General features: G+C 63.9%; 12 protein-coding genes. 10 read left to right on the top strand and 2 right to left on the bottom strand.

Annotated features, from left to right (window positions below):
- Window positions 1-24 precede the first annotated feature (24 nt).
- The 4 genes from IAE40_RS15990 (at window position 25) to IAE40_RS15975 (ending at window position 2636) form a co-directional block, all read left to right on the top strand.
- Window positions 25-720, top strand: coding sequence for an OmpA family protein (locus IAE40_RS15990; RefSeq protein ID WP_054891768.1), 696 nt, complete (start codon window positions 25-27; stop codon window positions 718-720).
- Between the two features lie 57 nt (window positions 721-777).
- Entirely contained in the window at window positions 778-1500 is a 723-nt protein-coding gene (locus tag IAE40_RS15985) for an OmpA family protein (RefSeq protein WP_054891767.1), read from the top strand.
- 109 nt (window positions 1501-1609) lie between these two features.
- Window positions 1610-1885 (top strand): DUF1145 domain-containing protein, encoded by a 276-nt coding sequence (locus tag IAE40_RS15980; RefSeq protein ID WP_065863069.1) that lies wholly within the window; start codon window positions 1610-1612, stop codon window positions 1883-1885.
- Window positions 1878-2636, top strand: a complete 759-nt coding sequence (locus tag IAE40_RS15975; protein WP_200603526.1) for a collagen-like protein — start codon at window positions 1878-1880, stop codon at window positions 2634-2636. Before IAE40_RS15980 ends, IAE40_RS15975 begins: the two co-directional genes overlap by 8 nt.
- Before the next feature lie 69 nt (window positions 2637-2705).
- On the opposite strand, the gene IAE40_RS15970 is transcribed toward IAE40_RS15975, so the two are convergent.
- Window positions 2706-3170, bottom strand: a complete 465-nt coding sequence (locus IAE40_RS15970) for a CopD family protein (RefSeq protein WP_153774023.1) — start codon at window positions 3168-3170, stop codon at window positions 2706-2708.
- A 98-nt stretch (window positions 3171-3268) separates the two neighbouring features.
- Between IAE40_RS15970 and dinG the strand changes: the two genes are divergently transcribed.
- From dinG to IAE40_RS15940, 6 genes are all read left to right on the top strand, one after another.
- Window positions 3269-5413 carry an ATP-dependent DNA helicase DinG gene (gene dinG / locus IAE40_RS15965; protein ID WP_200603525.1) on the top strand — a complete coding sequence of 715 codons (2145 nt, stop codon included), beginning with the start codon at window positions 3269-3271 and terminating at the stop codon, window positions 5411-5413.
- A gap of 78 nt (window positions 5414-5491) precedes the next feature.
- Window positions 5492-7729: a beta-galactosidase gene (locus IAE40_RS15960; protein ID WP_200603524.1), complete on the top strand. Its 2238-nt coding sequence runs from the start codon at window positions 5492-5494 to the stop codon at window positions 7727-7729.
- Window positions 7730-7874: 145 nt separating this feature from the next.
- A complete protein-coding gene (locus tag IAE40_RS15955) occupies window positions 7875-9020 on the top strand; it encodes a serine hydrolase domain-containing protein (RefSeq protein ID WP_054891761.1) in 1146 nt (381 codons plus the stop codon).
- Between the two features lie 99 nt (window positions 9021-9119).
- Window positions 9120-10112 carry an OmpA family protein gene (locus IAE40_RS15950; protein WP_153774025.1) on the top strand — a complete coding sequence of 331 codons (993 nt, stop codon included), beginning with the start codon at window positions 9120-9122 and terminating at the stop codon, window positions 10110-10112.
- A 20-nt stretch (window positions 10113-10132) separates the two neighbouring features.
- Window positions 10133-10780, top strand: coding sequence for a pyridoxamine 5'-phosphate oxidase (pdxH, locus tag IAE40_RS15945; protein WP_153774026.1), 648 nt, complete (start codon window positions 10133-10135; stop codon window positions 10778-10780).
- 265 nt (window positions 10781-11045) lie between these two features.
- Window positions 11046-11510 carry a glycine zipper 2TM domain-containing protein gene (locus IAE40_RS15940; RefSeq protein WP_054891758.1) on the top strand — a complete coding sequence of 155 codons (465 nt, stop codon included), beginning with the start codon at window positions 11046-11048 and terminating at the stop codon, window positions 11508-11510.
- Window positions 11511-11575: 65 nt separating this feature from the next.
- Here IAE40_RS15940 and nhaA read toward each other — a convergent pair whose 3' ends face one another.
- A complete protein-coding gene (nhaA, locus tag IAE40_RS15935) occupies window positions 11576-12766 on the bottom strand; it encodes a Na+/H+ antiporter NhaA (RefSeq protein WP_063543485.1) in 1191 nt (396 codons plus the stop codon).
- Between the last annotated feature and the right edge of the window lie 106 nt (window positions 12767-12872).

Below are 12872 nucleotides of genomic sequence, written 5' to 3'. Positions count from 1 at the left end.
ATCCCCCTAGGAGAAGCAACGAAAATGAGCATAGTACGCACAGCGATACCCCTGGTTCTGCTCACCAGTGTGTTGACTGGTTGTGCAGGTTTGCAAAAAACCGACTGGCCGAAGTGTGCTGCCGTCGGGGGCGTGGGTGGCGCAGCCCTGGGCGCCATCGAAAGCTCCAGCTGGGCCGGCTGGGGCGCGTTGCTCGGCGGTGGCCTGGCGGCGGGCTACTGCTGGGCCCATGGCGATGGCGACGAAGATGGCGATGGCGTGCCCGACAGCCGCGACAAGTGCCCAGGCACCCCGCGTGGCGTGCAGGTCGATGCCAACGGCTGCCCACCCGAGCCGGTCGCTGTGGTCGAGGAAGTCGTCGTGGTCGAGAAGGAGGAAGTCATCGTCATCCGTGACGTGCACTTCGAGTTCGATTCCGCGCGCCTGACCGCAACCGACAAGGAGCGCCTGAACACCATCGCCACGCGCCTTAAGCAGGAGGCACCCAGCGCTCGCCTGAGCGTGACCGGCCATACCGACAGCGTCGGCTCCGACAGCTACAACCAGAAGCTCTCCGAGCGTCGTGCCCATTCGGTGACCGACTATCTGGTGACCAGCGGCGTACCGCGCAGCAGCTTCGTTTCGGTAGTGGGAGCTGGCGAGACCCAGCCTGTGGCCGACAACGCCACGGCCGATGGCCGCGCCATGAACCGCCGCACCGAGATCAAGATCCAGCGCTGACCGCCCGCGCCCACGTCTTTAGCCGTGGCGTGGGCGCATTCACCGGGGACCTGACCCATGAATACCTTGTCGAAGACGGCTGTGTCGCTGCTGCTGGCCTCCAGCCTGCTGAACGGGTGCGCCACCCACAGTGATGGCAGCGCCCCCCTGAATCAACGGACCTGGCCGGTCTGCAGCCTGCTCGGCGGGCTGGTCGGTGGCGGTCTGGGCGCGATCGAAAGCTCCAGCTGGGCGACCGGTGCCGGTGTTGCCGGAGCCATCGCCGGTGGCCTGATCTGTTACGCCCAGGATGGTGACGAAGATGGCGATGGTGTGTTCGACCGTCGTGATCGCTGCCCGGACACCCCCAAAGGTACGGCAGTCGACCACATGGGCTGCCCGCTCCCGCAGTATCCGCCTTCGACGCCCAAACCTGAGGCCCCAGCACCTGCGCCTGAGGTGATCACCCTCGACGATCAGGGCCAGGTACTGTTTGCGTTCGACTCCGCACAGCTGTCGGCCCCAGCCCAACAGCGCCTGCAAGCGCTGTTGCCGAAACTTGGCGACCCCAGCGTGACGGCCATCAGGGTGATCGGACATACCGATAGCGTAGGCGCCGACCACTATAACCAGGGCCTGTCCGAACGCCGCGCCGCCAGTGTTGCGCAGTACCTGATCGGGCAAGGACTGTCGCCGGCCAAGGTGACCAGTCAAGGTCGCGGTGAAAGCGAGCCGGTGGCCGACAACGACACCGACGAAGGGCGAGCGCAGAACCGACGGGTGGAACTGCATCTGAACTGAATCGCCTCTGGCGCGCGCCCTGGCGCGGCGGTACTGTTGTGCGCACGGCCCGCTCGAACGGGCCGCGCGCACATAACAAAGACAGTACAAGACAGTCGGGGGGCGGGGTATGAAGTTCATCCTGGGCCTGGGCAAGGCCCTGACGGTGGTTTTCTGGTGGGTGGTGCTGGTCAATCTGTTGATGCCGCAACCCCTGCCGTTCAATCTGCTGATCAATGCGGCAGGCATCACGCTGCTGGGCTTGCATGTGCTGGAGGTGTTGTTCTTCAACGCCAGCCTGCGCGGGCGCAGCCATCGCTGGTTCGATCGCTTGCAGATCCTGCTGACCGGCATCTTCCATGTCATGTCCATTCCCCGTCCGCAGGAGGCTTCGCGCCATGCGTAAGTTGATGTTGCTGGCCGCGCTGGCCACCCCGCTGGCCCAGGCCGAGAGTCTCGAAGTCGCTGCCCATTCGATGCTGCGCCTGCCGAACAAGGCGTCCAGCGTGCACCTGGAGCGCGTGCAGGTGGCTGATTCGGCGACCTTGCTGTTGCCCGCCACGCTCACCGCATTGAAGATCGACCACCTCGAACTGGGCCGTGACGCGCGCATCGCCATCGCTCCGGCGCAAAGCGCCTTGAGCATCGAAGCGAGCAGTGCCGTGCTGGGTGTCGGTAGTGAAATCAGCGCGCCGGGGGCACCGGGCAGCTACGAGCGTGCGGCGCGTCCCGGTCGTGACCTCGACTTGCGCCTGCAAACGCTGGAGGCCGAGCAGCTGTCGATCGACGCCCGTGGCGGCGCCGGGGCACCGGGCTATGCCGGCCTCGATGGCGGCAATGGCACGGCCGGAGGGTGTACCTGGGGCACCGCCAGCCGTGGCGCGAACGGTGACAACGGAGGAAATGGGCATGACGGCGCGGCCGGAGGCCGGATTCGCCTGGCCCTGCCGGCAGACTTCCCGCAGGAGCGTATCCAGGTACGCCTCGATGGTGGTGCGCCGGGCAAGCCGGGCGCTGCCGGCAAGGCCGGGCAGGGTGGTGCGAGCAAGGGGTGCCTGGTGTATCGCACCGAGGCCGGTGCCAACGGTCGTCCGGGCCTGCCAGGGCAACCGGGGCTTGCCGGTACCGCGGGGGAGTTGATTCTGCAGCGGATTTGACGGGGAGCGTGTTGCGCTCTCAAGCGTTTGCGTTCCCAAGGGCCGCGTTGCGGCCCCGAGTCGATGACTTCAGAGCATGACGCGAGCGCTGGCCACTGCCACCACGGCAATGCCCAGCAGCAGGTTGATCCCCACCATCCGTCGGATCCTGCCCAGCACCCCGGCACCCGCCGGCCAGTCCTCGGCCTGCACCGCAGCGCGCAGTTCCGGCAGCAGCAGCGCCTGCACGCGCAGGAACAAGGCAAACATCACGATCCCGCCGCCCATCATCAGTTGTACATAGCGGGGCGCGGTCTCGAAGCCGGAAAATCGCAGGTGCAACATGCCGATACCACTTATCGCCAGCACCGCTATCGCCAGCCAGACCCATCCGAAGAAGCGTCGGAATACTTCCACCCACAGCCGCAGCCGCGCGGGCCCTTCCAGCGCTGCGACCGTTGCCGGGCGCAGTACCAGCCAGGCGAAGAACATCCCGCCAACCCAGACAAGGGCGGCCAGGACATGCAGTGTGTAGGGCAGGGCAAAGGCAAGCATCCGGATCTCCATGCGGCACAAAGGGCAATAGCGGGGTATGATAGCCGCCCCATGCGAAACACTGAAAATATATCCAGCCCTTCGGGCGCCCGCAGACCATGATCAGCAACGAACTCAAAGCCACCATCCAGGGCGCCTATTCGCGTTTTCTCGAAGCCAAGAGCCTCAAGCCGCGTTACGGCCAGCGCCTGATGATCGCCGAAGTGGCCAAGGTACTCGGCGACATCGCCTGCGATGATGAAGGTCGCCGGGCCGGCGAACCTGCCGTGGTCGCGGTCGAGGCCGGCACCGGTACCGGCAAGACGGTCGCCTACAGCCTCGCCGCGATTCCCGCCGCCAAGGCCGCCGGCAAGCGCCTGGTGATCGCCACCGCCACCGTCGCCCTGCAGGAGCAGATCGTCTTCAAGGACCTGCCCGACCTGATGCGCAACAGCGGCCTGAACTTCAGCTTCGCCCTGGCCAAGGGGCGTGGGCGCTACTTGTGCCTGTCCAAACTCGACGTGCTGCTGCAGGAGGGCCACGCCCAGTCGGCGACCGCCCAGCTGTTCGAAGAAGAAGGCTTCCACATCGAAGTCGACGAGCGCAGCCAGAAGCTGTTCAACAGCATGATCGAGAAACTTGCCGGCAACCGCTGGGACGGCGACCGGGACAGTTGGTCGGAAACCCTCGAGGACCAGGACTGGGCGCGCCTGACCACCGACCACAGCCAGTGCACCGGCCGACATTGCCCGAACTTCCAGCAGTGCGTGTTCTACAAGGCGCGCGAAGGCATGGGCAAGGTCGATGTGATCGTCACCAACCACGACATGGTCCTGGCCGACCTGGCCCTGGGCGGTGGCGCGGTACTGCCCGACCCGCGCGACACGATGTACGTGTTCGACGAAGGCCATCACCTGCCAGACAAGGCCATCGGCCATTTCGCCCATTATTCGCGGCTGCGCTCCACAGCCGACTGGCTGGAGCAGACGGCCAAGAACCTCACCAAGCTGTTGGCCCAGCACCCGTTGCCAGGCGACCTGGGCAAGCTGATCGAGCAGGTGCCGGAGCTGGCGCGGGAAATCCGCACCCAGCAGCAGTTCATGTTCACCCTGTGCGAACAGGTTGCCGATTTCCGGCCCGGTGAAGACATGGAGGGGCGCGATCGCCCGCGCTACCGCTTCGAGGGGGGCGTGGTGCCGGAGCAGATCCGCGAGGTCGGCATCGAGCTGAAAAAGGGCTTCTCCCGCCTCAACGATCTGTTCACCCGGCTTGCCGACCTGTTAAAGGAAGGCATGGACGGTGAGGTCAACATCGGCATCGCCAGCCACCAGGCCGAAGAGTGGTACCCGCTGTTCGGCAGCCTGGTCACCCGTGCCCAGGGCAACTGGGAGCTGTGGACCGCCTTCACCGCCGAAGACCCGGAAGACAGCCCGCCCATGGCGCGTTGGCTGACCCTGGCCGAGAGTGGGGCGCTGTTCGACATCGAGGTCAACGCCAGCCCGATTCTCGCCGCCGAAATGCTGCGCCGCAGCCTGTGGAGCGTTGCCCATGGTGCACTGGTCACTTCGGCGACCTTGACGGCTCTGGGCAAGTTCGACCGCTTCCGCATGCGCTCCGGGCTGCCGCGTGATGCGGTGACCTGCGTCGTGCCCAGCCCATTCGTCCATGGCGATGCCGGCTTGCTGCGGGTGCCCGACCTGGGCGCCGACCCGCGCGATGCGGCGGGCCATACTGCGGCGATCATCCGCGAATTGCCGAACATCGTCGAAGACGCCCGTGGCGCGCTGGTGCTGTTCTCTTCGCGCAAGCAGATGCAGGACGTGTTCGATGGCCTGGACCGCGACTGGCGCAAGCTGGTGCTGATCCAGGGCAACCTGTCCAAGCAGGAGACGCTGAACAAGCACAAGGCCCGGGTCGATGACGGTCAGCACAGCGTGTTGTTTGGCTTGGCCAGTTTTGCCGAAGGCGTCGACCTGCCAGGTGCTTATTGCGAGCACGTGGTCATCGCCAAGATTCCGTTCGCCGTGCCGGACGACCCTGTCGAGGCGGCCCTGGCGGAGTGGATCGAGGCGCGTGGCGGTAACCCGTTCATGGAAATCGCCGTGCCCGACGCCTCCCTGCGCCTGATCCAGGCCTGCGGTCGTCTGCTGCGTACCGAGCAGGACCGTGGTGTCATCACCTTGCTCGATCGACGCCTGGTCACCCAGCGCTACGGCAAGGCTATTCTCAATGCGCTGCCGCCCTTCCGGCGGGAGATCCAGTAACGGCCGGAGCATGATGCTCGGCCCGTTGTCCATGACTCGACCAGGTCCATGAGGGCCTTGAAGGAGAGCCACGTCCACATGATCCGCCGTACCTTGCCCGTCGTTTTCACCTTGTTGTTCAGTACCCCGTTGCTGGCAGCCCAGCAGACGTTGTTCAGCTTCGTGCGCCCGACTTCGGTCGTCACCGTGACCACCGAAGACACGGGGATGCCGCAGTACAACGCGGAGCAAACAGCCGAAGGCGAAGTGCTGCGGCGCGTGGTATTCAACCCGGTGGAGCGCCCGACCTTGCGCCTCAGCCCGCAGTCAGGGACCTGGGACTGGTCGACAGGGCAGTTTCTGACGCTACGCCTGCAAAGTGCGATGGACTGGGCCTTGACCGTGGATGTCACGCTGCTGGGCAGCGATGGGCGTACGCTCACCAGCCGCATCGACCTGCCAGCGGGCCCGGCGCAAACGGTGATGGTGCCGCTAAAGGCCAGTTCTCCGTTGAGTCAGGGCATGCGTGCCGGTCCGCCGATGCCTTGGACGTACGAAGGGCAACGCGTGCTGTTGACCAGCAGTACGGGCGAAGTAGATCTCAAACAGGTGGTTTCGATCAGCCTGAGCATTCCCCGACCCAAGGTCGCGCAGAACCTGCTGATCGAAAAGGTCGGGATACAGGATGATGACCAGGCATACCGGGCGGCCTACGGCGATTTGATCGATGCCTATGGCCAGTCCACCCGAGGTCGCTGGCCGGAAAAAATCGTCAACGATGAGCAACTCAAGGCCGCCGATGCCCGTGAGCGCCAGCAACTCAAGGCCTGGCTGGCCGAGCGCGAGAAGCAGAAACTGGACACGTACGGCGGCCTGGTGGCCGGACCGACCTTCGAAGCCACCGGCTTCTTCCGCACTGAAAAGCGCGACGGCCGCTGGTTCCTGGTGACCCCGCAGGGGCACCCGTTCTACTCACTGGGCGTCAACGCGGTGGCCGCCGATGGCGGGCGCACCTACGTCGAGGGCCGAGAATCGATGTTCAAAGGGTTGCCTGGGGAGGGCGATCCGCTCGCGGCGTTCTATGGCCAAGGCAACAATGACGACGGTAATGCGTCTTCCCAAGGGCGTGGCTTCAAGCAAGGGCGTTGGTATGACTTCTATGCTGCCAATCTGCAGCGCACCTATGCCAAGCCCTGCGCCCCGGCGCCCGAGGGGCAGCCTCCGGTGGACTGCCCGGCCGCCGGTGTCGATGCCGAACGCTGGCAGGTGCACAGCCTCGATCGTTTGCAGGCCTGGGGGTTCAACACCCTGGGGAACTGGAGCGATCCGGCCCTGAGCCAGGCCAGGCGCATGCCGTACACCCTGCCGCTGTCGATCGTCGGTGACTATGCCAGTATCAGCACCGGCATGGACTGGTGGGGGCGCATGCCCGACCCGTTCGACCCGCGATTTGCCATGGCTACAGAACGTGCGGTGGCCATTGCCGCGCGGGATCATCGCGACGACCCGTGGCTGATCGGTTATTTCGCGGACAACGAGCTGGCCTGGGCGGCGCCGGGCGATGATCCCAAGGCACGGTATGGCCTGGCTTACGGCACCTTGCGCCTGACCACCGATGTGCCGGCCAAACGCGCCTTCCTCAAGCAGTTGCGTGACAAGTACCGAAACCAGGAGGGGCTGTCGAAGGCGTGGGGTATCGAACTGAAAGCCTGGGAGCTCATGGAGGACCCCGGTTTCGAGGCGCCACTGCCCAACCCTGAGCACCCGGAAATCGAGCGTGACTATCAGTACTTCCAACAGGTGTTTGCACAGACTTACTTCAAGACCATCTCCGATGCGCTGAAATGGCATGCGCCCAACCATTTGTTGCTGGGTGGACGCTACGCGGTCAGTACACCTGAGGCAGTGAAGGCCTGTGCCGAGTTCTGCGATGTGCTCAGTTTCAACTTCTATACCCTCAAGCCCGAGGACGGCTACGACTTCGCCCGGTTGGCCGAGCTGGACAAGCCGGTGCTGGTCTCGGAGTTCCAGTTCGGCTCCCGTGACCGTGGCCCGTTCTGGCCAGGGCCGCTCGAGGTCGCGCGTGAAGAGGACCGTGGGCCTGCCTACGGCAATTTCCTCAAGGCAGCGCTCGCTCAACCGATGATCGTGGGTGCTCACTGGTTCCAATACCTCGACCAGCCAGCCAGCGGGCGTCTGCTCGACGGGGAAAATGGGCATCTGGGCCTGGTCGGTATTACCGACGTGGCCTATCCGGGGTTTGTCGAGGCGGTAAGGCGGAGCAACCAGCAGGCGTTGGAGCAATTGCGCAGGGGGCTTGAGGTCATGGCGCCCTGAGCACAGCAGTTGGGTTCCGGCCAGTACTGGCCGCCTAACCTCTGGGGTTTTGCTTACAACCTTCCAGCCACATTCAGTAGGCAAACCCGCCAACTACTGAAACAATGCACGACTTTGTGAGACAGGTCGTACGGAGAGTAGGCGGGTGCAGATCCAGGGCCACTATGAGCTGAAGTTCGAAGCGGTGCGCGACGCGTTTGCCGCATTGTTCGATGATCCCCAGGAGCGTGGCGCGGCGCTGTGCATCCAGGTTGGTGGCGAAACCGTCATCGATCTGTGGGCCGGCAGCGCCGACAAGGACGGCCAGCAGGCGTGGCACAGCGATACCATCGCCAACCTGTTTTCCTGCACCAAGACCTTCACTGCTGTGACTGCGCTGCAATTGGTGGGTGAGGGCAAGCTGGCCCTGGACGTGCCGGTGACCCGTTACTGGCCGGAGTTTGGCCAGGCGGGCAAGGACGGCATTACCCTGCGCCAGTTGCTGAGCCACCGCGCCGGCCTGCCGGCAATCCGTGAGTTGTTGCCGGCCGAGGCCCTCTACGACTGGCAGGTCATGGTCGACGCCCTGGCGGCCGAAACGCCGTGGTGGACCCCTGGCAGCGAGCATGGCTATGCCGCCATCACCTATGGCTGGCTGATCGGCGAACTGATCCGCCGCGCCGATGGCCGTGGCCCTGGTGACTCGATCGTCGCCCGCACTGCGCGCCCGTTGGGGCTGGATTTTCATGTGGGGCTGGCCGATGAGGAGTTCCACCGCGTGGCGCATATCGCCCGTGGCAAGGGTAATCCTGGTGATGCCGCAGCCCAGCGTTTGCTGCAGGTGACCATGCGCGAGCCTGAGGCGTTGTCGACCCGTGCTTTCACCAATCCGCCAGCGATCCTCACCAGCACCAACAAACCCGAGTGGCGCCGCATGCAGCAACCGGCTGCCAATGGCCACGGCAATGCCCGCAGCCTGGCGGGCTTCTATGCCGGCCTGCTCGATGGCAGCCTGCTGGAATCCGAACTGCTCGATGAACTGACCCGCGAGCATAGCCTTGGGCAGGATCGCACCCTGTTGACCCAGACCCGTTTTGGCCTGGGCTGCATGCTCGACCAGCCGGATGTCGCCAACGCCACCTTCGGCCTGGGTGCTCGGGCTTTCGGTCATCCGGGGGCGGGTGGATCGGTCGGTTTCGCCGACCCCGAGCACGACGTGGCCTTCGGTTTCGTCACCAATACCCTTGGCCCCTACGTATTGATGGACCCCCGTGCGCAGAAACTGGTGCGGGTACTGGGTAGTTGCCTTTGATCGGGTAATGCGGGTAATGCCCGATTCCTTTGACTATCCTCAATGCCAACGCCTCGTGTGTGTGGGCAAAATTTCTTTCTAATTCATGGTGTATCGCTGATGTCTTCACAAAAAACCTTAGCACTTGCCCTGTGCCTGGCCATGACCGGCTGCGCCAGCCACTCCCAGGACGCTTCGAAGGACGGCGGCCTCAGCTGGTGGCCCTTCGGTTCGGACAAGGTTGCCGAACAGGACGTGAAGGACGCGGTGACCGAAAAGGTCGTCCAAGCCGATGCGAAGTCTGAAAGCAGCAGCCGCTGGTGGTGGCCGTTCGGCTCGAGCGACAAGCAGGCCGAGGCGCCGGCAGTGCCCAAGATCGACCAGAAGGCTACCCAGGCCTGGCTGGACGAGTACGAACCGAAGCTGCGCGAGGCCGCCAAAGACAGCAAGCTTGAAATCGAGCGTCGTGACAACGTGCTTGCGGTGACCCTGCCGGTCGACGGCTCCTACAACCCGGACCGCCCGAACATGCTGCTGCCGTCTTCTCTGGGCCCGATCACCCGTGTGGCCAAGATCGTCGAAGGCGACCCGAAGACTGCCGTGCTCGTACTTGGCCATGCCGATACCAGCGGTGTCGCCGTCGCCAACCAGAAGCTCAGCCTCGAGCGTGCCGCGTCGGTCTCGGCGATCTTCCGCTTGAGCGGCTTGCAGCGTGACCGCCTGACCCTCAAGGGCATGGGCGCCGTGATGCCACGCGCGGCCAATGACAGCGTCGAGGGGCGAGCCCTGAACCGCCGTGTGGAAATGCTGCTGACCCCGCAGAACACCATGGTCGCCTTGCTGGCCAAGTACCAGCAGGCAGCCCCGGCACCGGTACCTGCGGCGATGGTTGCCACCCAGGATGCCAAGGCACCCGCCAAGGCCGCTGATGCCAAGCCCGCCGCGAAGAAGACTGTTGCCAAGGCTGCAGCCAAGCCCGCTGCGAAAAAGCCTGTCGCCAAGGCTGCAGCCAAGCCGGCCGCGAAAAAGCCAGCAACCAAGCCCGCAGCCAAGAAAGCGGCGCCTGCTGCCGACAAGAAAGTCGCCGCCAACAGCCCTGCGAAGACCAATTGATCGTCTAAGGAAACGCAGCCATGACTCAATCCCTGGCCGACATGCGGCGCGACTACACCCGTGATGGCCTGGCCGAGGCCCAGGCACCGGGTGAGCCGTTCGCGCTGTTTCACCATTGGTTCGGCGACGCGGTGAAGACCGAACAGCCGCCTGTCGAGGCCAATGCCATGACCCTTGCCACGGTTGACGGTGAAGGGCGTCCGCATTGTCGGGTGCTGTTGCTCAAGGGGCTCGATGAGCGCGGATTCACGTTCTTCACCAACTATGAAAGCGCCAAAGGCCAGCAATTGCTGGTCAATCCGTTCGCTGCGATGACGTTCTTCTGGCCGGCGCTCGAGCGCCAGGTGCGCATCGAAGGGCGAGTGGAAAAAGTCAGCGCAAAAGAGTCGGACGACTACTACCAGGTACGTCCTCTGGGCAGTCGGCTGGGGGCCTGGGCCTCGCCACAGAGCCGAGTGATCGCCGATCGCGCAGCGCTCGAAGGTTTGGTCAAGGCTACCGAGGCGCGGTTCTCCGACACTCAGCCGCATTGCCCGGACCATTGGGGTGGTTACCGCTTGCTACCTGAGCGGATCGAGTTCTGGCAGGGGCGCTCCAGCCGCTTGCACGATCGCCTCAATTACCGGCTGGTCGATGGTCAGTGGCAGCGAGAGCGGTTGGCTCCGTGATTGCCAGGGGGCCGCTTGCGGCCCTCGCCATTACCCGGTACGGCTTGATCTTCATCCCGTCTTCAGCGGCGAAAACACAGTCCAGCGCCCCCTGTCATTGCGACGATGAAGTAATCCACGACTATTCTTGGTCTCATTGGTGAAGTGGGCGGCAAGCTGCTTGGCGCCTGTACTCGAGCTGAATGAAAACAATTTAATAACGTTTGTGTCGTGACACCCATCCACACGGGGAGTCTAATAGACACCTGACTTATGGAGATTCCCCATGCGTAAATCCGTTTTGATGGTGGCAAGCTTCACCACCATGGCGCTGTTGCTCGGTGGCTGCCAGTCCAGCCTGACCGGTGACAGTTACTCTCGAGATGAAGCCCGTCGCGTGCAGACTGTGCGCATGGGCACGATCGAATCCCTGCGCCCGGTCAAGATCGAGGGTACCAAGACTCCGATCGGCGGTGGCGCCGGTGCCATTGTCGGTGGCGTCGCGGGCAGCGCCGTAGGGGGTGGTCGCGGCAGTATCGTTGCTGCGGTGATCGGTGCCGTGGCCGGTGGCCTGGCAGGCTCGGCCGCTGAAGAAGGCCTGACCCGCACCCAAGGCGTTGAAATTACCGTTCGTGAAGACGACGGCAGCATGCGCGCCTATGTGCAGCAAGTGCAGCAGAACGAGATCTTCCGCGTTGGTGAACGTGTGCGCATCATGACCGTCGATGGCACCAGCCGCGTCACTCACTGATTTCGCAGCGCAAAGAAAACCCCGATCCGGCGAGGCCGGTCGGGGTTTTTTTGTGCCTGATGCTATCAGCTGGTTGCAACCGATACTTGTCGCTTGCGGCTGGCCGCCGCAGTCACGGCATAGCCGATCAACGCCGCGAAGAGCGAGCCGGTGAGGATGCCCATGCGGTCCTCCCCGGCATACTCGCTGACACCGGATGGGAAGGCCAGGGAGCCAACGAACAGGCTCATGGTGAAACCGATACCGCACAGAATCGCGACGCCAAACACCTGGCCCCAGTTGGCGCCCGCGGGCAGGGCGGCCAGGCGCAGCTTGATGGCCATCCAGGTCAGGCCGAACACACCAACCGTCTTACCCAGCAGCAATCCGATGGCGATGCCCATGGGCACCGAATGCGTGAAGCTCTCCGCGCTGGCATTGGTCAGCGATACTCCAGCATTGGCGAACGCGAACAGCGGCAGGATCGCGTAGGCCACCCAGGGGTGTAGCGCGTGCTCCAGGGTGAGCAGTGGAGAGGCATTTTTCTTGTCGCCGGTGCCCAGGGGAATGAACATTGCCAGCGCCACGCCGGCGAGGGTGGCATGGACGCCGCTCTTCAGCACGCAGACCCAAAGGACCAGCCCGACGATCAGGTACGGCGCAAGCTTCTTCACCCCGAGGCGGTTCATGCCCAGCAGCGCCAGCAGACAAGCTCCGGCAAGCATCAATGCCATGTTCGAAAGCTCGCCGGAATAGAACAGGGCGATGATGATGATCGCGCCGAGGTCGTCGATGATCGCCAGGGTCATCAGGAACAATTTGAGCGATACCGGTACACGCTTGCCGAGCAGCGCCAGCACGCCAAGGGCGAACGCGATGTCGGTGGCGGTAGGGATGGCCCAGCCAGCCAGTGTGGCGGGGTTGTCACGGTTGATGAACCAGTAGATCAGCGCCGGTACCAGCATGCCGCCGACCGCCGCAGTGGCAGGAAGAATGATCTGCGAGGGCTTGGACAACTGGCCTTCGAGTACCTCGCGCTTGACCTCCAGGCCGATCAGCAGGAAGAACAGTGCCATCAGGCCATCGTTGATCCACAACAGCAGCGGCTTGGCGATCTGCAGGGCGCCGATCTGCACCGCGACAGGAACGTCGAGAAAGCCCATGTACAGGTGCGACAGGGGTGAGTTGTTGACGATCAGGGCAATGACCGCCGCGATGATGAGCAGCAGGCCGCTGGCAGACTCCAGCTGCAGGAAACGATTGATAAGGCTGCGCACGGGCGAGCGTCTCCAGTACGTATTTGAACGGAACGGGCGTACACCCTAACGTGCGGCGATATTCTTTAAAACAAAAACTATATTCTTTTTTGTTATAAATGATTGC

The organism is Pseudomonas sp. S44, assembly GCF_016624805.1.
Taxonomy (GTDB): Bacteria; Pseudomonadota; Gammaproteobacteria; order Pseudomonadales; family Pseudomonadaceae; genus Aquipseudomonas; species Aquipseudomonas machongensis.
The sequence above is the reverse complement of the archived record's forward strand: the minus strand, read 5'-3'. Positions and strand labels throughout refer to the sequence as shown.

Excerpts from the sequence above, each read along its gene's own strand:
- IAE40_RS15975 (WP_200603526.1), top strand. The coding sequence starts at position 1,878 with ATGCGTAAGTTGATGTTGCTGGCCGCGCTGGCCACCCCGCTGGCCCAG.
- IAE40_RS15960 (WP_200603524.1), top strand. The coding sequence starts at position 5,492 with ATGATCCGCCGTACCTTGCCCGTCGTTTTCACCTTGTTGTTCAGTACC.
- dinG (WP_200603525.1), top strand. The coding sequence starts at position 3,269 with ATGATCAGCAACGAACTCAAAGCCACCATCCAGGGCGCCTATTCGCGT.
- IAE40_RS15990 (WP_054891768.1), top strand. The coding sequence starts at position 25 with ATGAGCATAGTACGCACAGCGATACCCCTGGTTCTGCTCACCAGTGTG.
- IAE40_RS15950 (WP_153774025.1), top strand. The coding sequence starts at position 9,120 with ATGTCTTCACAAAAAACCTTAGCACTTGCCCTGTGCCTGGCCATGACC.
- IAE40_RS15940 (WP_054891758.1), top strand. The coding sequence starts at position 11,046 with ATGCGTAAATCCGTTTTGATGGTGGCAAGCTTCACCACCATGGCGCTG.
- IAE40_RS15970 (WP_153774023.1), bottom strand. The coding sequence starts at position 3,170 with ATGCTTGCCTTTGCCCTGCCCTACACACTGCATGTCCTGGCCGCCCTT.
- IAE40_RS15980 (WP_065863069.1), top strand. The coding sequence starts at position 1,610 with ATGAAGTTCATCCTGGGCCTGGGCAAGGCCCTGACGGTGGTTTTCTGG.
- IAE40_RS15985 (WP_054891767.1), top strand. The coding sequence starts at position 778 with ATGAATACCTTGTCGAAGACGGCTGTGTCGCTGCTGCTGGCCTCCAGC.
- pdxH (WP_153774026.1), top strand. The coding sequence starts at position 10,133 with ATGACTCAATCCCTGGCCGACATGCGGCGCGACTACACCCGTGATGGC.